Origin of the sequence: Dyadobacter sp. CY351 (assembly GCF_021502625.1) — a bacterium.
Lineage (GTDB): Bacteria > Bacteroidota > Bacteroidia > Cytophagales > Spirosomataceae > Dyadobacter > Dyadobacter chenhuakuii.
On record NZ_JAKFFU010000001.1, the window covers coordinates 186352 to 206536 of the forward strand.

A 20185-nucleotide genomic window follows, 5' to 3' on the forward strand; every position below is an offset into this window, starting at 1 on the left:
CAGGTTATTTACTCAAAACCGCCTGCTCTTTGATGACCTTCATATTGCCTTTCATCAATCTCCAGTGACCTGGGAATGTGCAGACGTAAGGATAGTCACCCACCACGTCAGGCACTACGAATTTCAGGCGGAAAGTTTGTCCTGGATTCACGAGCGGCGTTGCGGCCAAAACTTGCGGAATGTTTGGAACGTAGTTTTTCTCAGCGCCGTCTTTGACAGTGATCATTTTGTCAGCGGCTGCACCAATTATTTCAGTTGATTTTGGTTTTCCAACAACCACATTGTGCTGCATTGCATCCGGGTTTTCAAAAACCAGCTCAATCGTTTTGCCTGCAACGGCAGTGAATTCGGTTAAGCTAAACTTCATTTCCTCGCGGATCGCTTTGATCTGAACCACCTGCACATTCGGGTCAACTGCGACATCTTCCTTGATGCCGTATGATTCCATTAATGTGGTGAAACGTGTGCTCAAATCATCCGGCAAGTCGCCTTTGATCGAAGCAAGCAATGTTTTGCCATCTTCGTTTGCGGTTTCCTTGCGTTTTGGATTCCAAGCGCCTACGATTCCTTTCATAATGGCGTTGCGTCCCTGCGGATCAAGCGTTTGTGCTGTTTTGATCATTTTCAAAACATCGTCACCGCTTGCATACGAAGTGTAACCGCGTGTTGCGCGTTCCAACGCGAAGTCGGAAAGCTTGTCCATACGCTTCACTTCGAAGCTTTTGGTCATCGTGTTGTTTTTGTTCTCATCCTTTTCAGGAACAACATTGTCCACGTCCACCGTCGCCGTAATGTTCACTTTACCCGATTCGTCCGAAGTGAAGCCAAAACCTGATTTCCAGGGGCCGTTATTTCCCTCAGTCAGTTTCACAGTTTCACCCGGCGCGATGCCGCTGTTAAGCTGGCGGCTGATGTAATTCGTGTTCAATGAACGGCTTCTGATGCCGACATTCACAACCGGAACAAGCTCTTTTGGAACTGCAACCGAACCTTGGTTTGTAATTTCAATCACCACACGCGCATATTCACGAACGTAAGGCGTTTTTGGCTCAATCGTAATGTTTGTAATGGCTAGTTCAGCAGATCCTTCCACGGTTGGTTTCGCAGCTGCGGTGTGCGCGCTGTGATCCATGTTGCTGTGGTCCATGGCTTTATCTGCACTTGCTTTCTGCGTTGAAGCGGCAGTTGCAGACGATTTGCTTACGCGTTGTGCGAGATATTTCTCACGCAATTTGCCATTTTGAGCATTCAAAACTGCTGCAAAAGCATCCGGCATCCAGCGATCTTCCGGCATTGCGTAAGTGTCCATTAATCCCAAAACCGCAGTTTCAACTTCCGGCGTGTAAGGAATTTCGGAGAATGCGAGCAGCGAATTCAAGACTACAAGCGGTGCTTTGTCGTGCAATGCATCGGCAGTAAGCAATGTCTGCGCAGTGGCAGGATTGCGTGGCAACACCTGAACGGCCGTTTTGCGCACGTCAGCAGATGGGTGTTTCAATGCTTCGGTAACCGCAGCCAAAACCGCTGGATCTTCAATCGCTTTCAGACCGTGCAATGTCCATAATGCGTGGATCGCAGCCGTGTTAAGGCCAACTTCGTCAACGGTTTTGTCTTTAACCAACTCAACCAATTTACCCGTAACATCTTTGTTTCCGCGTTCAACCAAAAGGCGTTGCGCGTGACGGCGCCATAGCATGTTGGTGTTTTTCAATGTCGCAACCAGCTCGTCCGGACGGTCTTTGCTCAAAACGATCGGCGTATATTTTGGGGCATCTTTCCAGGCAATGCGATACAAACGACCGTGTGTAAAATCACGCAAATCAGTTTCATATGCATTTCCTTTTCCGTTTTCAGATCCTTTTGGTGTCGGGTTATGCTGGATAATGTAGCTGTACCAGTCGGCCACCCAAACAGCGCCATCCGGGCCAACTTCTGCAAACACAGGCGCGACCCATTCGTCGGCACCGGCCAGCAAATTGAAGCCTAATGCATCCTCAAAATCAGTTCCTTTCGGCTTCATGATGTTTTGGTGCAAAATGTGCCCTGTAGGCTCAGAAACGAAGGCAACATTGTTCCAATATTTCTTTGGAAATGCTCTTGCCGTGTAAAAATTATGTCCGGCTGCGGCAGTAAATCCGCCAAAAACGTCCACCTGACGCACTTTTGGCGTGATTGGCTGCATGTCTTTATGCGTATCCGTGCTGCGGCTTCCGTTGTCTACTTTGCTTTGACCAAAATAACGGTTTGGAATGGCGCTATACCAGCCGTGCGAGTTGTTGGCTGTTGAGCCAAAAAGATCGCCTGCTTCGTTAAAACCAAGTCCCCAAGTGTTATTGGAGGTTTTAGCAACAATTTCCATATCCGTTCCGTCCGGCTTGAAGCGGAAAAGCGCTTGTCCAAAGTTCAAAGAATCGGCGCTTCCAAATTTGCCTTTGAAGCCTGAATAACCCACTGATCCGTAGATCCAGTTGTCAAATCCGTAATGCAGGTTAGAAGGTCCGGCGTGCGTATCACCCGTTCCAAAGCCTGAGAAGAGGATTTTTTTCACATCAGCCTTATCATCGCCATTGGTATCTTGCAAGAACAACATATGCGGTGCTTGCGAAACGATGATCCCGCCGTTAGCAAAAACAAGACCTGTCGGAATGCTCAGATCATCCGAGAATTTCGTGAATTTATCGGCCTTACCGTCTTTATTCGTGTCTTCACAGATCAAAATGTAATCGCTTCCGCCTGTGTCTTTGCGCTCGTTTGGATAATCTTTCGTGATCAAAACAAACAATCTGCCGCGCTCATCCCACGTCATTGCGATCGGGTGCATTACGTCTGGCTCATGCGCGAAAACGTCCAATGTGAAGTCAACCGGAATTTGAATGTGCTTTACTGATTCCTCGGGCGACAAAGGCAATTGCTGCATTTGCGGGCCAGGGCGCTGCTCGTAATTAGGAAGTTTGGCTGCACGATATTCAAAAGGTTTTGGCGCCAAAGCTGCCAATGATTTTCTTGCATCATCATTAACCGCCCAAAGAATCCCTTTTTCAATCATATCCTGGAATCCAGGAACCGACCAGGTGCGTTCGTCGTGACCATAAGCCGTGTAGAAAATGCGGCCTTTTCCGTGCGTTCTCACCCATGTGTAAGGCTCTTTTTGCTGTCCCGGTCTGTCTTTTTCCTGATCTTTCTGGATCAAACGCTCCGTCAGGACAATGTTATCAGGCTGTAATTTTTCGTGCAAATAGGTTTCATCCACTGTTTTAAACTCTTTCACACCAGCGATTGCAGGGTGATCCGGTTTTGTCCAAACAGGCTGAATGGTGTCCCAGGTATGTCTCCAAAACTGGCCGCCTATCAGCTTCACCACTTCCGGATTGTTGCGGAAACAATACGAAGCGCAGTGGATGGGGATAAAGCCTTTTCCGCTCGCCACGTAATCCAGCAATGCTTTCGCTTGCTGCGGTGCGATGGAATCCCAGTTTGCATAAAGCATCAGGGCATCGTATTTGTTAAGTGTCTCAGGATTAAGGTCATTCAGGTTATCCGTGTAGGTAAAGTTGAAACCTTTCGGGCCTAATGCAGCCATGATCTGCGGCACGCGTTCAGCAGGCTTATGGTGTCCGTTGTCTCCCAAAAACAGGATTTCCAGACGCCGCGCCTTTCCGGCCTCGCTCTTGGCCGAGGAGCTCTTCAACGCGTTCTGCGATGAAGGCTGAGAGGCACAGCCCAGCAGGACAATACCAAGGATAAAGGATAACGCTTTGGTTTTCATTGAGTTCTATGTTCTCTTATTTGTTTTATGCTTTGTTGTATGTTGCTGCTAGTAGCACGCCTTGTCAGCCATCCACCAGCTACGCTTTGTCAGCCTGAGCGGACCGGGCCGCCGGGCGGTCGAAGGCGCGCTACTTGGTAACACGCTTGTCAACGGCATGGTGCACGTGCCTTCGACTCCGCTCAGGCTGACAGAGGCTCTTGCTCAGACTGACAAGGCGCCCACTCCTCAGTACAGGCCGCCGGGCGGCCGAAGAGTTACGACAGCTCCTTAAAATCAGGAAGCTGAATCAACGCCCCGCCCTGCAATGCCGACTCATGCGCCAGGATCCCAACGCTTGTCCAGTTGGCCGATTGCCATGCATTTGGGAATGGCTCGCGGTCTTCGATCAATGCACTGATGAATTCGTGGGCCAAATGCGGGTGTGAGCCGCCGTGGCCGCCTCCTTGTACAAATGACAAATGCGCGTTTTCGTCCAGGTTATAAACGCCTTTTCCGGTGAAATGCTGAATTTCTTCTGGCAGATAATGTGCGTAATCAGGCGTAGCCACTTTTTCGGCGATTTCGTGTTCCGGTTTTTTTGCCGTGTGGATCACAGGATCTTCGCCCTCGATCAATGGCCATTCGAAAGATTTTTTGCTTCCGTAAACCTCAAAACTTTCTCTGTACTGACGCGCCACATCAAATAACGAGCGATATACATAAGCTGATAAGTCGCTGTCCTTAAATTTAATATGTGCGGATTCAACGGCAAAGGGAGAGTTGTGGATTTTGGCCAGATCTTCGCTGATCGTGCCTGAACCGAAGCAGGAAACATACTCCGCTTCCAGCTTCAAAAGTCCCGCAACCGGGCCTACGCAGTGCGTTGCGTAATGCATAGGAGGCAATCCAGGCCAGTAATCAGGCCAGCCTTCCATATCCTGCTGGTGACTTGCTTTCAGGAACTGCACTTTTCCCAATTCACCTTTTTCATACAATTCTTTTACAAAAAGGAATTCCCGCGCATAAACCACGGTTTCCATCATCATGTATTTTTTGCCCGATTCTTTGGTCGCTTTCACGATCTCGATGCAATCCTCCACGCTCGTCGCCATCGGCACGGTGCAGGCCACGTGTTTTCCGGCGCGCAATGCCTTCAATGTTTGCTCGGCGTGGTTGGGAATAGGGGAGTTAATGTGTACGGCGTCTACATTCGGATCATTCAAAAGGTCGTCGTAACTTGTGTAGCGCACGTCGATGCCATATTGGTCACCAATTTCATTCAGTTTGGACTCTGTACGCTGGCAGATTGCGTACATATTTGCATTGGGATGTTGCTGGTAAATGGGGATAAATTCGGCTCCAAAGCCAAGACCAACGATTGCAACATTAATTTTTTGAGACATATTTATTTTGGTAGGTTAATGATCCGGTTTTAGGCAATACAATTTTAAAACAAAATAGTGCTAAAAACTTTACGTCTTTTGATTAGTACTGACTCGATTTTGACCTGCTTTTCGGCGCAGCGACAAATTCTTGCAAAATATAGATAGAAATTATTAAATTTTATGATCCGACCAGCCACATCCGAAGACGCTCCAAAGCTCGCTCCCCTCATTATTCTTGCCCTGGGCCACATTGCCAGCCTCTTCGCAAAATCCGATGATCCGAATGACGCAATTCCCCTGATGGAAAAGTTCATTGCGGACAAAGGCAATCAATATAGTTATGAAAATACATTGGTTTACGAAGATGAAAACGGCGTAATCGGCTCTCTTGTTGGCTACGACGGCGCCCGTTTGCACGAACTCCGTGCCCCTGTTTTGAAAGTCCTCCGAGCATCCGATCCTGATTTTTCTCCCGGCGACGAAACCGAGGCTGGTGAATACTATGTCGATTGTGTGAATGTCGATCCAGCGCATCAGGGAAAGGGCATTGGTAAAAAGTTGCTGAATGCATTCTGCGGACTGGCTGCTACAAAGCAATTTAATCGCGTCGGATTAATCGTGGATAAGGTGAATCCGGATGCGAGAAAGATCTATGAAAAAGTAGGTTTTCAGGTGGCTGGCGAAAAGGATTTTCTGGGGCATACGTATGATCATATGGTGCGGGAGGTGTAAAAGGAGATTTTTGCCTAAATTGCTTCTTTAAAATATTTTAATAAATCATTTTCCTGAATCCATGTCTCAACCGAGCAGTTCTCATCGGAGAACATTTATAAAAGCCAGCGCAATGGCTGTGGCCGGGATGGCCGTTTCCAATTGGTCATTTGCAAAAAACGCTGCTGATTTTCCAGTTGTTCGTATTCCTGCTGACAAGCGGAGTTTTACCAGTCCAGCCGTGGAAGCGACGATTACTCGCATGAAAAAGGTGATTAAGGACCCCGAATTGGCATGGCTTTTCGAAAATTGCTTTCCTAACACCATTGATACAACCGTTCATTACAAACCCATCGACGGCAAACCCGACACATTCGTCATCACCGGCGACATCGACGCCATGTGGCTCCGCGACAGCACAGCGCAGGTTTGGCCGTATTTGCCGTTGCTCAAAGAAGACAACAAATTAAAGGATATGGTCGCCGGCCTCATCAACCGCCAGACCAAATGCATCATTATTGACCCTTACGCGAACGCATTTTACGACCGGCCAAAAGAAAGCGAATGGACCAAGGACGTGACCGACATGAAACCCATGCTTCACGAACGCAAATGGGAGCTGGATTCGCTCTGCTACGCCATTCGCCTCGCTTACAATTATTGGAAAATAACCGGTGACACCAAGCCATTCGACGCCGATTGGACGAAGGCAATGGGGCTAATCCTCAAAACCTGCAAAGAACAGCAACGCAAAGATGGCCCCGGCCCATACAAATTCGGTCGCGTCACTTCGTGGTCTACGGACACGGTTCCAGGCAACGGTTATGGTAATCCCATTAAGCCAAACGGCCTGATAGCAAGCACCTTCCGTCCTTCTGACGACGCGGCGATGTATCCATTCTTCGTCCCTTCCAATTTCTTCGCAGTCGTTTCCTTCCGAGAAGTGGCTGAAATGCTGGAAAAAGTAGGAGGTGAAGGCGCGAAAATAGCAAGCGATTTCAAAGCGTTGGCAACAGAAGTCGAAACTGCATTGAAGAAATACGCCGTTTATCCACATCCGGAATTTGGCAAAATCTATGCATTTGAAGTGGATGGTTTTGGCAACTATCTTTTGATGGACGACGCAGGCATTCCCGGCTTGATCAGCATGCCGTATTTGGGTGCCATGTCGGTTAAAGATCCGATCTACATTAACACAAGAAAATTCGTTTTAAGCGATTCCAATCCTTATTTCTTCAAAGGAAAAGCAGGCGAAGGCTTAGGCAGCCCGCACACGTTGGTAAACCAGATCTGGCCCATGGGAATCATCGCGAGAGCCATTACGTCCACGGACGAAAAAGAGATCGAAGCGCAGCTGAAACTGCTTAAAACCACGCATAATAATACTGGTTTTATGCACGAATCTTTTGATAAAGATGATCAAAGCAAGTTTACGAGGAAGTGGTTTGCTTGGGTGAATACGTTGTTCGGGGAGTTGATTTTGAAGTTGGAGAAGGAGCGGCCGCATTTGCTGGCGAAGGTTTATTGAGGCAGGCGTTGTTGGGTGAACTGCGGGTTGAAACCCGCAGTTAAAAATGTTCCGAGCCTATGGCTCTTGCGAGGTGGTGAACCATCGATCTGAAAGAGCCGTAGGCTCGACGGATATTCCAGACCGGGTTTCAACCAGGGCATTGTCGGTTAACAGCGGGTTTCAACCCGCTGTTAAAAAATGTTTCGAGCCTCTGGCTCTTTCGAGGTAAGTGCATAATCGACGAGAAAGAGCCAGAGGTTCGACCGATTTTCTAGCCCGGGTTTCAACCCGGGCTTTGTTGTATGCCAGCGGGTTGAAACCCGCAGTTAAAAATGTTTCGAGCCTCCGGCTCTTGCGAGGTAAGTGCACCATGATGAAGAAAGAGCCGTAGGCTCGACCGATTTTCTAGCCCGGGTTTCAACCCGGGCTTTGTTGTATGCCAGCGGGTTGAAACCCGCAGTTAAAAAATGTTTCGAGCCTCTGGCTCTTGCGAGGTAAGTGCATCATCGACGAGAAAGAGCCGTAGGCCGACCGATTTCTAGCCCGGGTTTCAACCCGGGCTTAGTTGTATGCCAGCGGGTTGAAACCCGCAGTTAAAAATGTTTCGAGCCTCCGGCTCTTGCGAAGTAAGCGAACCATCGACGAGAAAGAGCCGTAGGCTCGACCGATTTTCTAGCCCGGTTTTCAACCCGGGCTTTGTTGTATGCCAGCGGGTTGAAACCCGCGGTTAAAAAATGCTCCGAGCCTCTGGCTCTTTCGAGGTAAGTGCATCATCGACGAGAAAGAGCCATAGGCTCGACCGATTTCCTAGGGGAAATTGTATGACAAGGTCGATTTTTTGGATGGATCAGGATAAATTCGATTTGATGAAGGCCAGTCCGTCGCGCATGAGCTGTTCTTCGGATTCGAACATTTTGCGCCAGATGTTGGCGACTGGCAGTTTTTGGCTGAATGCTTCAATGCTGATCCAGCCATCGTATTTAATGTCTTTGATGGCTTTGAAAACGCCTTCCCAATCTACATTTCCTTTGCCGGGTGTAGAGCGGTCATTTTCAGAGAGTTGTATAAATGAAATGCGGTCGCCTGCTTTGCGCATGGTGTCGCCGATGTTCTTTTCTTCAATGTTGGCGTGGAAAGTGTCGAACATGATCTTGCAATGCGGGTGGTTCACCTCGTCTACGAAGCGGATCAGCTCGTCCCCGCAGGATGTAAGATAGAGCTCGAAGCGGTTGAGATATTCGAGGCCTAATGTAATGTCCAGGGATTCAGCATAATCGGCCACTTCGCGAATGCCTTCTAGTGCCCATTGCCATTCTTCCTGCGTGGCTGGCTGGCCTGTGAAAACGCCCAATGCAGAATGGTAAGGGCCCATTAATTTGGTTGCGCCCAGCACAAGCGAGCAATCCAGTGCGCTTTTCAAGTGGTCGATTGTATGCCTGCGCATGGCTGGATCAGGGCTGATCAAATGTTCCGATGGGCCGCAGATCGTGTCGGTTTCACAAGCCAGACCAAGCTCGTCGAGCTTTTTACGGAAGTTAAACCAATGTGCAGGGTTGGTGTTGAAAATCGGGACTTCTACGCCGTCAAAGCCAATTTCTTTGATCAGTTCGAGGGTAGGGAAAAGGCTATCGTCAATTTGTGGCCCCCAGAGGAGGAGATTCATGCTGTACTTCATCAAAAAAGGTTTTTGGTCAGGAAATGTCCTGCTAAGATGCACACAATTTTACAATAAAAAACCGCTTCAAATTTTACCTGATTTGACAAATATCAACCGCATATTGATCTTTTAGCAGGCCTGCCGTTTGGATTAGGGCAAAATAAGCTAAGATGTGAGACAAGAAAAAGGCAGCCTGATCATCCGATCAAGGCTGCCTTTTTCATATTTGTATAAAAAAACTATTGCACTCTACTGAAAATCAACTGATTGTTATTTTCATAATAAAGCACCAGCTTATTCATTTTCAGATCGTACAGATTTACGTTTGGAATTGCATTTACAAACAAATTACCCCACTGCGTTTCGGCCCGTTCGGTGCCGCCGCCGCCCATTTGAATGGTGTTCTGTTGCGCTGTTTCATAGAAGCCTGTCAGTATGTTGGTTGAGGATGTTCCTTCCAGCTCACCTTTCTCTTTAAAATGCAGGCTTACGGGCATTTGACCTTTGGCTAATACAGGTTTTTTTATCGTGTCTGAATTTTGCACTATACTTTGCAGCTCCCACTTTCCGGTGAGCTCCATATTTGTGTTGATTGTGGTTGTTTTTCCACAGCTGGACAAGGCGAAAACGCCAAACAGGAACGCTAGGAAGGTAATATTTTTGTTCATGACTGCTTAATTGCTGCTATTTGAAGTTATAAGAATACAACGTAACTCAAAACGTTGGAATTGGATTTACGAGCGTTCAATAATTAAAAAACTATGCCATAAAAGGTTTGGCGCATAAATCCCGCAGTGCTGTACTACGTTAATTACAACGCGATTCACGGAAATTTCTTTTGCCGTTGCATAATTGATTTTTTGGATAAACGGATCAGTAGAAATCCATACTAGCCGTATTTTGATGGCAATGTGCTACTTTTGTATAGCATTAAGGTAAAATAAAGCAGGTTTATGAAGGCGCCAATCCATAAAAATATTGAAAGCCAGGTCAGGACGGTGACGATCCAGGAGTTGAAAGCACCTCATTTTGATCCTAACTGGCATTTTCATCCGCATTACCAGTTGTTCACTGTTTTGGAAGGAACTGGCAAGCGGTTGATCGGCGATTCTGTGCAAACGTTCGGTCCTGGTGATACGGTTTTCCTCGGGCCCGATGTTCCCCACCTGTGGCGCAGCGACGCGGCATATTTCGACACCGGTTCTTCACTGGCGACACATGGCGTCGTTTTGTACTTTCAGGAGGATTTTCTGGGGAAGGATTTTTTGGAGAAACCAGAGATGCTGGCGTTGAAACAGTTGCTTCTGGATTCAAAACGCGGCATTGAATATAAGGGGGAGTTAAGAAGCCATATCCGTTCGGAATTAATGTCGATCATGCATTCGGAAGGATTTCAAACCATTATTCAGCTGCTCACATTGCTGGATAAGCTTGCGCACGAAGCTGGCGGTTCTCCGATTTCCAGTTATGGTTATGTAAATACTTACAAAGTTTCGGAGACGGAGCGCATGCATAAGGTGCACAATTATGTGCTGCAACACTTTTCGCAGGAAATCAGGCTTGGTGATGTGGCGTCTCTGGCGGGGATGACCGAGGCGGCTTTTTGCAGATATTTCAAAGCCAGGTCAAACAAGACTTTTATTGATTTTGTAAACGAAATCCGGATAGGTCACGCGTGCAAGTTATTATTAGAAGATAAGTGGACGATTGCTCAAATCGCCTACGACAGCGGATTTGACTCTCTATCCAATTTTAATAGAAATTTCAAAAGATACATTGGCCACACTCCCAGAGAATACAAAGGAAACTACTAACATTTTCAAATTTATCAATTGCCCCGGGCTTAAGCCCGGGGCAATTGATAAATTTGAAAAATAATTATCCTTTTACATAGTTAGTGCCATATGGTCCGCGCTGGGGCCGTGATAATGTTGCATTGGCTTCCTTATCTCCGATATATTCTTCTTTTTTCGGATCCCATTTCAGTTTACGACCCAGTTTCATCGCCGTATGGGCGATCAGGCACGCTGAGCAGGAGCGTTGTGCAATTTCGGCGTGGCTCACGGTTTGTTTGCCATTTTGGATGCATTCGAGCCAGTTCTGGTGTTGTTCGGGGCTTTCGTATAGGTGGATTTCATTCGCCTGTATTACCGAACCCAATATTTTGGGATCACTTGCATAGAACGCCTTATTTTCCTTTGCTGCGGCAGCTGCGCCCGGATCGGAAGCCGTCACGCCCACATTGCCACGCGAAACAAAGATCCAGCCATCCGTTCCTTCGAATTTGACCCCGTTGGGATTGGTGCCGCCGATTTCCATCTCAACGCCATTGGCATATTTGGCATTCACCAGGAAGTCGCCGTGCACATTCCATAAGCCGGAACCGGCAGGCGGGAATGTGGCTTTTCCATCGATTTCAATCGGGCCGGTCAGCTCGGTATCCATTCCCCAATGCGCAATGTCAATGTGGTGAGAACCCCAGCCGGTGATCATACCCGCACCGAATTGCTCTAAACGCAGCCATCCCGGACGGTCATTAATATCAGTTTGTGAATGCACGCGGTCCAACGTATAATATACTTCGGGCGTTGAGCCCAGCCACATATCGTAGTTCAAATTGGAGGGAACCGGCATTTTTTCCGTGTTACCCCCTGCCGGATCACCCGGTAAGCCTACGTAAACTTTTTTCAGCTTGCCAATGCGGCCATTGCGAACGAGCTCACAAGTTCTTTTGAATTGCGGCCATGGGTTCATCGATCGCTGTTGACTTCCCAACTGGAAAACCACTTTCTTTTTCTTGATCATGTCCGCCATCATACGGCCTTCCTTGATCGTCAGCGAAGTAGGTTTTTGCATGTAAATGTGCTTGCCCGCAACAGCCGCCTCCATCGCAGGCTGTGCATGCCAGTGATCGGGCGTGCTGATGATCACCGCGTCAATTTCTTTATTGGCCAAAAGCTCCTTATAGTCGTCATATGCTTTCACATCCACGTAATTCGCTTTGCCGGTCTTATCTGCATATTTCTTTTCAATCCACTGTTTGCCCTGCGCAAGCCGGTTTTTATCCACATCCGCCACAGCCATCACATGAGCCACCTCATTTTTCAGGATCTCGGGTAAATCGTGACCGGTTGCAATGCGTCCGATGCCGATCTGGCCGATGTTGATGCGGTTACTGGGCGCGTATTTGCCAAAAACACTTGCCGGGACGATCGTCGGGAACATGGAAGCCGCAATGATACCGGCCGTTCCGGTGGCGGCGCTTTTCAGGAACGACCTTCTATCCTGGCCGTTTTCTTCTGTTAAATTTTTCATTGGATTCAGGATTAATGTTTTTGATATTACTTTTTACGCACTTCGTCGGTGGGGCTTGTTGCATAAGCCTTGCTGTAATTTCTTGCTTTTTGAGGTCCTATGGCCCATTCGATGGCTCCCAGAATGTGTTTTCTCAAATCTTCCTGCTCATAATCTTCTTTCTGGTGCCCCAGCGAAGTATAAAAGGCGCGGCCGCCGTCGTACTCATGCCACCAAACCGACGGGAAAACGGTCCCAAATGTGTCCAGTGCTTTTCCGGCAGGTTTTTGAATGGTTGTATGATCATTTACAGCCAGCACATTCAGGTTCACGCCCAGCTCCTTGATAAAATAAAATTCATCCGTTTTGCGCTCCCATTTCGCGGGTAGGTGCGCCAGGGAAGGATTTTTGGAGTCCAGAACATTCACTGTGAAGCTTTGTCCGGGTTCATGCCAGAAGAATGTTCCGCCCAGCATATCCTTGAACCAGCGCCACTTCCGCTCAGTCCCGGAGGCGGAATGCAGGCCAACAAAATTCCCGCCCGCCTGGATATAGCGCATCAATGCAACGCGCTGTGCGTCCGTATCGAACACATCATTATTTGTATTGGAAAAAATAAGCGCGTCATACTGTTTCAGATTCTCTTCCGTAAACTTCGAAGGATCATCGCTCACATCCACCCCGAAACCATGCTGCTTACCCAGAGCCTGGATCGCCACCACCGAAGCCGCAATGTTATCATGCACATAACCCTTCCCATTTTTAGTATAAACCAGGACTTTGACTTTATTCCATTTGATTTTCTGGGCGTGGGTTTGTGCTATTAAAAAAATGACAAAGAATAAAAATAGACCTGTTGATTTCATTAAACTCGTGCTTCTCATGGATCTTGGATTAAGGAAATGTTAATGATTATAGTGTATAAAAGCTCTTTCAATGTTAAAACCCTATCGAATTGCCACCATCCACAGGCAACGAGACGCCGGTGATGAATTTGGCGGCGGGGGAGGCGAGGAATACGGCGGCCCAGCCGATGTCGTCGGGTTTGCCCCAGGTTCCCATGGGCGTGCGGTCCATGGCTTTGTCGCGCCGCGATGGGTCGCCGTTCATGGCAGTGAGCATCATGGGCGTTTCTATAAAACCCGGAGCCACTGCATTTATCCTTACATTATAAGGGGAAAATTCGGTGGCCAGCGCTTTCACCATGCCACCAACCGCAGATTTGGAAGCTGTATAAGCCACTACACGGTCAATTCCGTATAACGCGGCCATGGAGGTGATCATAATGATAGAGCCTTGCTTGCGCACGATCATGCGCTTGCCCACTTCTCTTGTTACGGCAAAAACCGCATGTAAATTGGTTTGAATAACACGGTCGAAATCTTCATCTGTGACTTCAATGGCATGTTTTTTCATATTAATGCCTGCATTATTGACCAAAATATCAATCGGGCCGTGCTTCGCCTCAATGCTTTCGATCAATGTGGGAATGGTGCTGAGTTGCGTGACGTCATTGGTAAAGTAATGCACATTAGGCCCGAGCGTGGCGACCGCTTCTTGCAAAACACCTTCGCGCCGACCGGTTATAACCACTTTGGCTCCGGCCTGAACCATGCTTTGGGCAATGTAAAAGCCAATGCCGCTTCCGCCGCCCGTGATAAGCGCCAGTTTTCCGGCGAGTGAAAATACATTTAAAGCGGCTGTGTTAGAATCTTCAATTTCAGGCATTTCTATAAAAATCGTGGGTGATTAATGTTCTTGATTTGGCATTTTAATAATGAAAAGCACGCTTAATGCCCACTTCCAATCCGCGGAGCTCTGCCAATGCTTTCAATCGTCCGATGCCGGAATAGCCGGGATATGTTCTTTTGTGCAGATCATCGAGCATCTGGAAACCGTGATCGGGACGCATAGGGAGCTCAATGTCCTGATAGCCAGCTTCCTTACGTTTTTGTTCTTCGGCTAATAGCGCTTTTATCACAGCGTACATATCTACATCGCCGTACAGATGCGGTGCTTCGTGGAAATTCCGGGTGCCATCTTCACGCCTCGTGGTTCTCAAATGCACGAAATGAATGCGGTCACCGAAGCGTTCAATGATCTTAACAAGGTCATTATCAGCTCTTACACCCAGAGAACCTGTGCAAAATGTAATCCCATTGGCTCGGACATTACTGGCTTGCATGAGCTCTTCGAGATCGGCTTCCGTACTGACAACCCTCGGCAAGCCCAATAATGACCTTGGCGGGTCATCGGGATGAATGCAGAGGTTCACGCCAAGTTCCTGCGCCAGGGGCGCAACCTCTTTGATAAAATAATACAGATTTTCGCGCAGCTGCTGATCTCCAATGTGCGCATAAGCGTCCAGCAGGCTTTGGAAATTAACAAGATCAAATGCCTCTTCCGAGCCGGGTAATCCTAATAAAACGGTGTTTGTGAGATGAGAAATTTCTTCGGGCGACATGCGCTCGAATTTTTCCCCTGCTGATTGCTGGATTTCAGGCTCGTAATCGGCCGCGGCATTGGGCCTGCGAAGAATGTAAAGGTCAAACAATGCGAAATCTTCCCAAACGAAGCGAAGGGTTTTATGGCCTTCGGGCATTGTATAGTCCAGCTGCGTACGCGACCAGTCCAGCACCGGCATGAAGTTGTAGCAAACGGTCCTGATTCCGCTGGCGGCCAGGTTTTTTAATGATTCCTTATAGTTTTCAATGTAAAGTTCACGGGTAGGAAGGCCTTTTTTAATGTGTTCGTGAACCGGAAGACTTTCAACAACCAGCCATTCAAGCTTCGTAAATCGTTCATTACCATCCTCAATAAGCGCTTTTCGTTCCAATATCGCTTCGGGCGACCACACATCGCCTACGGGTATCTGGTGCAGCGCGCTGACAATTCCGGCGCATCCGGCCTGGCGTATGTCCATCAGTGAAACGGGATCATTAGGCCCGAACCAGCGCATGGTATGAATCATAGGATAATTTGCATATTAAGTTATAAATATGCAGACGCGATTGTTTGCGCTTTCCCCTACATCTTCACTTCAATGACAAATATCTGCTGAGAAGCAGGCTTGCCTTCTTTTTGTATCAAACGATTGAATGCTAATGTCTTACCGTCGGGAGACCATACCAAATTAGACGGCGCGGGATTAGTAGGCTGCGTGATTTTTACGAATCTTTGTTGAAAAGGCGCGTCGCCAATCTTACAAATTGTAATACTTCCCTCGTGAATGTAACCCACCGCTTTCCCGTCCGGACGCCATCTTACATTCCCCGAAACATTAGATTCGTGTGCAGTAAGCTGACGCGGCTCCCCGCCCAATGGTGAGATCAGGAAGATCTGCTCAACACCATTTTTATCTTTTGCCAAATAGGCAAGCGAAGTTCCGTCCGGTGACGACCGCACAATGCCGGTGCATCCTGGAAATTGGGTTTCAGCAGTGAATGTCAGTCTCCTTTGGCTTGCTCCTTTGGGAGGCATCGGGAAATCATCTTTTGTTCCTTCCAATGGCCCAAGTTCCCCGGGCTGCGTAATGTCGTTGGGGATATCGACGATAAATACTTCGCTCACATCCTGGCCGCTTTTATTTTTTACAACACCAATAAACGCTCTTGCAAGCTGCTTCTCGCCGTTTTTTAACAAATAACAATTCGTCCCAACCCAGCTGTCACCTGCTGCATGGCTGATCTGATCGCTTCCCGGTTCGGGATTTGGAACAACACGGACTACCAATGCGCTGAACCACTCACCGGAGACGTTTTCTTCATTTTTTTCGACATTTACCTGCCTGATTTTTGTGGAAACGCCTATTGTGCGCAGGTTTCGCTTTTGTCCCGAAGCATCTTCAAGCGCTTTCAGGATGGCATCATTATAAGTAAAACCGATCCATTTTCCGTCGCCGCTCCATTCGTGCCGGTGCGTGCCGCCGCGTAATGCGCCGGGCGTGAATGGAAAAGTTACGTCCCGGGCGTCCATATAAATCGGAACGTTCGGGTTTGCGTCTTCAATGATCACGCCTGTTCTGCGCCATTGCTGATATGGATTTTCCTTTGTGCTATTAGCCAGCCCATGAATAAAAACAACGGCTTGCCTGATCGGGCTATAACTGACAGCGCCAGCTCCCGGCCCCCATATTTGATTGTTTTTTATTTCAAACAAAACCTTTTTCTCACCTGTTTCAATGTTTACTTTCTCAATCTTAGCTGATTCCGCAATGCCGCCGCTGTCTGTCCGTGTGTCATAAACCAACCATTTCCCGTCGGGTGAAAAGTTGTCGTTATTGTCCAGATCGTGATGATAACCGTAATCCTGGGTAACCTGTTTCTCCTGCAGATAGGATTCTGTTTGGCAAGACAGCATTGAGAATAGCATTATTGTGATTGAAAAATAACGTTGAAATTGCATGAAGCTATTTTTGTGGTGCGCTGATGACCCCAAGATAACGCCCCATCCAGTAGGGCAAAAGCCAGATATCACCCGCGCTATACTCGCCGTCACCGTTTCGGCCTTCCCGGTCCAGGCTGAACATATTAGCATTGTGGCGCTGAACCTGGCGCTCGTCGGGCGGGAGCACTTCCCTGGTGGTTTGCCTGCGGAAGTTGGGTTCAATTAACTCAATGTCTTTCCGGTGGCTGTTTTTGATGTTCCAGTCGATCAGGTCGAGCGGATGTTCCTGTAAATACCATACCGCTTCTTTCAGATCAAAATCTTTTACTCCGGTCATTGCTGTGAAAATGTTCCACGCGCCCTCTTTTTCAGGACGCTCAACCTGCCAGTGATCCAGGATCTGCTGCTTGTATCTTGCTTTCAGCGTATCATTCAGTGCGTAGCGATAAAGCCCCCAGTAACCCACAAAATACATTTCATCATCGGAATGGTTCCAGCCGTCGGACATGTGCTTACTATGCTCATCCGCGTCTGCCGGGGCTTGTCCGATCACTTTCATGGAACGCATCATGTTCTCGAAATAGCCATGCTTGTTCATCAGTTCAAAAGCTTTGGCTTTGTATTTTTCTTTTTTTGTAAAATGATAAGCCGTCTGCAGCATGGATACAATGTTGGAAGAATTCAGCTTCCGGTCTCCAACATTGATTGGAAAAGCATTCACATACTCAGGGTTCCATTTGCCCCACATGGTCGGTTTTCCATCAAAATCTATCAGATATAGATTATTTTTAACGATGTGAGACATCAATGTGTCGATCAGCGCAACCGCCCGTTTTTTCATAGACGGATCATCGACAAGCTCAGCCATAGCACCGAATGCGAACACATGCCCGATCACTTCATCGCTGCTGGTGGTCGATTTCCAATCCCATTCTTTTTCAGCGGAATGCTGCCAACGCTCGCTGTCGCTCAGCTCCTTAATGTGCCCCGATCGCTCAAAAGAGCGCGCAGGAAAGCCGGGAATGCCGGTTACTGAGTACAATCTTTCCAAAGCGTCCAGGGATTCCCGACAATTTTTCAGTGCTTCGGGATCTTTTGTCACGGCGTAGCGGAAAATTTCGCCGCCCAGATACATGGAAGTCCAAAGTCCGTCATTATCAGAATCTTCCATAAAACCCGTCGCAACATTTCCGTGGTCCATGTTAACCAGTGAGGCATTAAACCCGTTTCTGATGTGCCGCTGCCTTACTTGTTTTTCAAAAAGCAAAGCTTTTTCTTCAAGCGACATGGATTTGAAATTAATCTGGCCTAACCCTTTGTTCGTCAATATCAAAACTGAATTTTGAGGCCCTTCTGCAATGTCAACGACCTTATTGCCCGGCAGCCAGCGCTCACCATAATAGTAATCGAACTTATTATCAGCCCGGAGTGCAAATGCACCCTCGTCTGAACCAAACCAGATGCGGTTATTCACCTCTTTAACGGCTGTTATCTTATTGACGGGAAGCTTGTTGTGGATAGTCCCGGTTTGTTTTTTTGAGGTTATATCAAAAACATGATAGCCATCGCTGGTTCCGATTATAATGCTCTTTTCCTTATTAGCGAGGTCGAAAGCCGTGAAATTATTCCCTGAAAAAGCCTTGGTCAACACATTATTTCCAACCGGAAGATTATAAAGCGATTTCCTTCCCAGTATCCAGAACTGATTTCCTGTACTTTGAAAAACAATGTCCAAAACCTCGTCATCGGGCAGATTTCCACTCCAGATGTTCTTTGAATCCCGAACCAATTGCAGCGACTTGCCATCCGATATTAGGAAAGCAAAGTTGTTGCCGCCGGTAAAAATGCTGGCTTTGGGCAATGTATGTTTCGAAAGGAGCGTTCCGGCCCAGGCGTTGCTGAGGATGAAGGATTCGGTCAGATATACATGCTGGTCCTGGTAGCTTGCGATTGCGGCGATCTTTTTGTCCTTCATAAACCGATAGGAATTATCTGCGCGAATGCTTCCCGGATGTAAAAACTGTCCATTTTCGGGATGCAGCAAGCCATCCTTGCCCAGGATCTGCATATTCTCATTCCGGTCGGCAATGACCTGCTGCAAATTCATGCTCTCATTAGCGTAGAATTTGATGCTGTAATCCTGTTTGAATGGTTTATCCTGATGGACGGTCTGTGCGGAATTCTTGCCGACGGATAGTGTCATCAAGAGAAAAATCAACGGCAGGAAACGGAGGTTGGGGGTTTTAAGCATTAACTATTTATAGGTTTAGTATTGTATTCTTTGTGCTGGCATAAAGCGGACTTTCCGCTTCCGCCTGATCTTCATAATAACTTCGGATCTACGACTACATATTTGATTGATTTTTTGCCTTTTTCGGGATGATAGGAATAGGTCATGTGCAATAGGCCGTCGGCAGTCTGAATGAGCGAAGGGTAGGAGTAGCCTCCTTTTTTGGATTTATCGTTCTCGATCCAGCCGCGTTTCCAGGTTTTGCCTTCATCTGCGGAAATCCGGAGGGTCAGTTCATAACGTCCGTCATCGATGTCGTTTCCCAGAAAAGCCCATTTACCATCATTCAAAACCAGGAATTCTACACTGGCGGTGTTAGGGATGTCTGTTTTTCGCGTTGCTGTCCAGCTTTCGCCCTTGTCTGAGGATTCGCTGTAATGTACGCGTGTAGGCGGGTCACCGCTGTCGCGCATGAAGGCAACCAGATTACCATTCTTTTTCAATCCCAATGCCGGCTGGATGGGGCCGCGGCCTACAATGGGCAGCCCCGGGCGCCAGGTTGCGCCGTGATCTTCCGAAATGGCTGTTAAGGAAAGGTTATAGCCGTCGGAGTAGAGCGGTAGTACGATTCTTCCGCTTTCCATTAGCAATGGTTTGATCCTGGTCATCCAGCCAATGCTCCGTTTTACAGGATCTTTTGCTGCCTCCTGGATCATGCCGTCGTATCTGGGTGCGTACCCGGCCCATCCTGCGTGATTTGCAGGCAGATCTTTAAACTTTTTCGCGACTTCGACAGCAAATTTGTCATCGGGTTTGAGTAGAATATTGTCCTGCCAGGTCCAGTTCGGTGCGCCGTCGCCGTTGTAATCGGTTGTCGTTTTTGTTCTTAAAATAGACTGTTCCCACAGGTTAGCCTGCACGGCAATCCAAACCAGGAACAGCTTACCCTGTGCATTCAGGAATAGAACTGGGTTGCAATCGGGAATGTGCGGCGTATCGGCCAACAGGAATGGCTCACTCCAATTTTTAGCTCCCTTTTTTAATCTTGAACCCATAATGCGCACATCGTCGGCCGTGCGCTCGCCGCTTCCCTGGAACCAGGCAACGAGGAAGTCGCCGTTTGGTAAGCTCACAATGCTGCTCCCATGAACGTGCTGTTCTTGTTGTGGAAAAATGAGCATTTGCTGTTTGACGGCACTGTTTTGAGCAAAAGTGGCTGTTACATACAGCAGCATTAACAAAAACGGAAAGAATATTTTCATAC

The 20185-nt window shown here is 47.8% G+C and carries 14 protein-coding genes; 3 read left to right on the forward strand and 11 right to left on the reverse strand.

From position 1 onward, the window contains the following. Window positions 1–4 precede the first annotated feature (4 nt). Entirely contained in the window at window positions 5–3766 is a 3762-nt protein-coding gene (locus tag L0660_RS00730; RefSeq protein WP_235156842.1) for a PVC-type heme-binding CxxCH protein, read from the reverse strand. Between the two features lie 257 nt (window positions 3767–4023). Then, a complete protein-coding gene (locus tag L0660_RS00735) occupies window positions 4024–5151 on the reverse strand; it encodes a Gfo/Idh/MocA family protein (protein WP_235156843.1) in 1128 nt (375 codons plus the stop codon). Window positions 5152–5313: 162 nt separating this feature from the next. On the opposite strand from L0660_RS00735, the gene L0660_RS00740 reads away from it, so the two are divergent. Together L0660_RS00740 and L0660_RS00745 are read left to right on the forward strand one after the other, a co-directional pair. Next, window positions 5314–5865: a GNAT family N-acetyltransferase gene (locus L0660_RS00740; protein ID WP_235156844.1), complete on the forward strand. Its 552-nt coding sequence runs from the start codon at window positions 5314–5316 to the stop codon at window positions 5863–5865. 61 nt (window positions 5866–5926) lie between these two features. Next, window positions 5927–7372, forward strand: coding sequence for a glycoside hydrolase family 125 protein (locus L0660_RS00745; protein WP_235156845.1), 1446 nt, complete (start codon window positions 5927–5929; stop codon window positions 7370–7372). 829 nt (window positions 7373–8201) lie between these two features. Here the strand turns inward: L0660_RS00745 and L0660_RS00750 are convergent. Together L0660_RS00750 and L0660_RS00755 are read right to left on the reverse strand one after the other, a co-directional pair. Further along, window positions 8202–9029, reverse strand: coding sequence for a sugar phosphate isomerase/epimerase (locus tag L0660_RS00750; protein ID WP_235156846.1), 828 nt, complete (start codon window positions 9027–9029; stop codon window positions 8202–8204). Between the two features lie 221 nt (window positions 9030–9250). Next, window positions 9251–9679, reverse strand: coding sequence for an META domain-containing protein (locus L0660_RS00755; RefSeq protein WP_235156847.1), 429 nt, complete (start codon window positions 9677–9679; stop codon window positions 9251–9253). Window positions 9680–9964: 285 nt separating this feature from the next. Between L0660_RS00755 and L0660_RS00760 the strand changes: the two genes are divergently transcribed. Continuing rightward, window positions 9965–10825, forward strand: coding sequence for an AraC family transcriptional regulator (locus tag L0660_RS00760; protein ID WP_235156848.1), 861 nt, complete (start codon window positions 9965–9967; stop codon window positions 10823–10825). Between the two features lie 64 nt (window positions 10826–10889). On the opposite strand, the gene L0660_RS00765 is transcribed toward L0660_RS00760, so the two are convergent. The 7 genes from L0660_RS00765 to L0660_RS00795 form a co-directional block, all read right to left on the reverse strand. After that, window positions 10890–12326, reverse strand: a complete 1437-nt coding sequence (locus tag L0660_RS00765) for a Gfo/Idh/MocA family protein (protein ID WP_235156849.1) — start codon at window positions 12324–12326, stop codon at window positions 10890–10892. A 26-nt stretch (window positions 12327–12352) separates the two neighbouring features. Next, complete coding sequence (locus tag L0660_RS00770) at window positions 12353–13189, reverse strand: ThuA domain-containing protein (protein ID WP_235156850.1); 837 nt, start codon at window positions 13187–13189, stop codon at window positions 12353–12355. A 55-nt stretch (window positions 13190–13244) separates the two neighbouring features. Then, a complete protein-coding gene (locus tag L0660_RS00775; RefSeq protein ID WP_235156851.1) occupies window positions 13245–14033 on the reverse strand; it encodes an SDR family NAD(P)-dependent oxidoreductase in 789 nt (262 codons plus the stop codon). 43 nt (window positions 14034–14076) lie between these two features. Then, window positions 14077–15276 (reverse strand): mannonate dehydratase, encoded by a 1200-nt coding sequence (gene uxuA / locus L0660_RS00780; protein ID WP_235156852.1) that lies wholly within the window; start codon window positions 15274–15276, stop codon window positions 14077–14079. Window positions 15277–15332: 56 nt separating this feature from the next. Then, window positions 15333–16664 carry a DUF3748 domain-containing protein gene (locus L0660_RS00785; protein WP_235156853.1) on the reverse strand — a complete coding sequence of 444 codons (1332 nt, stop codon included), beginning with the start codon at window positions 16662–16664 and terminating at the stop codon, window positions 15333–15335. Window positions 16665–16713: 49 nt separating this feature from the next. Further along, window positions 16714–18942 carry a hypothetical protein gene (locus tag L0660_RS00790; RefSeq protein WP_235156854.1) on the reverse strand — a complete coding sequence of 743 codons (2229 nt, stop codon included), beginning with the start codon at window positions 18940–18942 and terminating at the stop codon, window positions 16714–16716. A 71-nt stretch (window positions 18943–19013) separates the two neighbouring features. After that, on the reverse strand, window positions 19014–20183 hold the full coding sequence (locus L0660_RS00795) for an exo-alpha-sialidase (protein WP_235156855.1): 1170 nt from the start codon (window positions 20181–20183) through the stop codon (window positions 19014–19016). Window positions 20184–20185 lie beyond the last annotated feature (2 nt).

Coding starts and splice junctions, on each gene's coding strand:
- L0660_RS00730 (WP_235156842.1), bottom strand. CDS start 3,766: ATGAAAACCAAAGCGTTATCCTTTATCCTTGGTATTGTCCTGCTGGGC.
- L0660_RS00735 (WP_235156843.1), bottom strand. CDS start 5,151: ATGTCTCAAAAAATTAATGTTGCAATCGTTGGTCTTGGCTTTGGAGCC.
- L0660_RS00740 (WP_235156844.1), top strand. CDS start 5,314: ATGATCCGACCAGCCACATCCGAAGACGCTCCAAAGCTCGCTCCCCTC.
- L0660_RS00745 (WP_235156845.1), top strand. CDS start 5,927: ATGTCTCAACCGAGCAGTTCTCATCGGAGAACATTTATAAAAGCCAGC.
- L0660_RS00750 (WP_235156846.1), bottom strand. CDS start 9,029: ATGAAGTACAGCATGAATCTCCTCCTCTGGGGGCCACAAATTGACGAT.
- L0660_RS00755 (WP_235156847.1), bottom strand. CDS start 9,679: ATGAACAAAAATATTACCTTCCTAGCGTTCCTGTTTGGCGTTTTCGCC.
- L0660_RS00760 (WP_235156848.1), top strand. CDS start 9,965: ATGAAGGCGCCAATCCATAAAAATATTGAAAGCCAGGTCAGGACGGTG.
- L0660_RS00765 (WP_235156849.1), bottom strand. CDS start 12,326: ATGAAAAATTTAACAGAAGAAAACGGCCAGGATAGAAGGTCGTTCCTG.
- L0660_RS00770 (WP_235156850.1), bottom strand. CDS start 13,189: ATGAGAAGCACGAGTTTAATGAAATCAACAGGTCTATTTTTATTCTTT.
- L0660_RS00775 (WP_235156851.1), bottom strand. CDS start 14,033: ATGCCTGAAATTGAAGATTCTAACACAGCCGCTTTAAATGTATTTTCA.
- uxuA (WP_235156852.1), bottom strand. CDS start 15,276: ATGATTCATACCATGCGCTGGTTCGGGCCTAATGATCCCGTTTCACTG.
- L0660_RS00785 (WP_235156853.1), bottom strand. CDS start 16,664: ATGCTGTCTTGCCAAACAGAATCCTATCTGCAGGAGAAACAGGTTACC.
- L0660_RS00790 (WP_235156854.1), bottom strand. CDS start 18,942: ATGCTTAAAACCCCCAACCTCCGTTTCCTGCCGTTGATTTTTCTCTTG.
- L0660_RS00795 (WP_235156855.1), bottom strand. CDS start 20,183: ATGAAAATATTCTTTCCGTTTTTGTTAATGCTGCTGTATGTAACAGCC.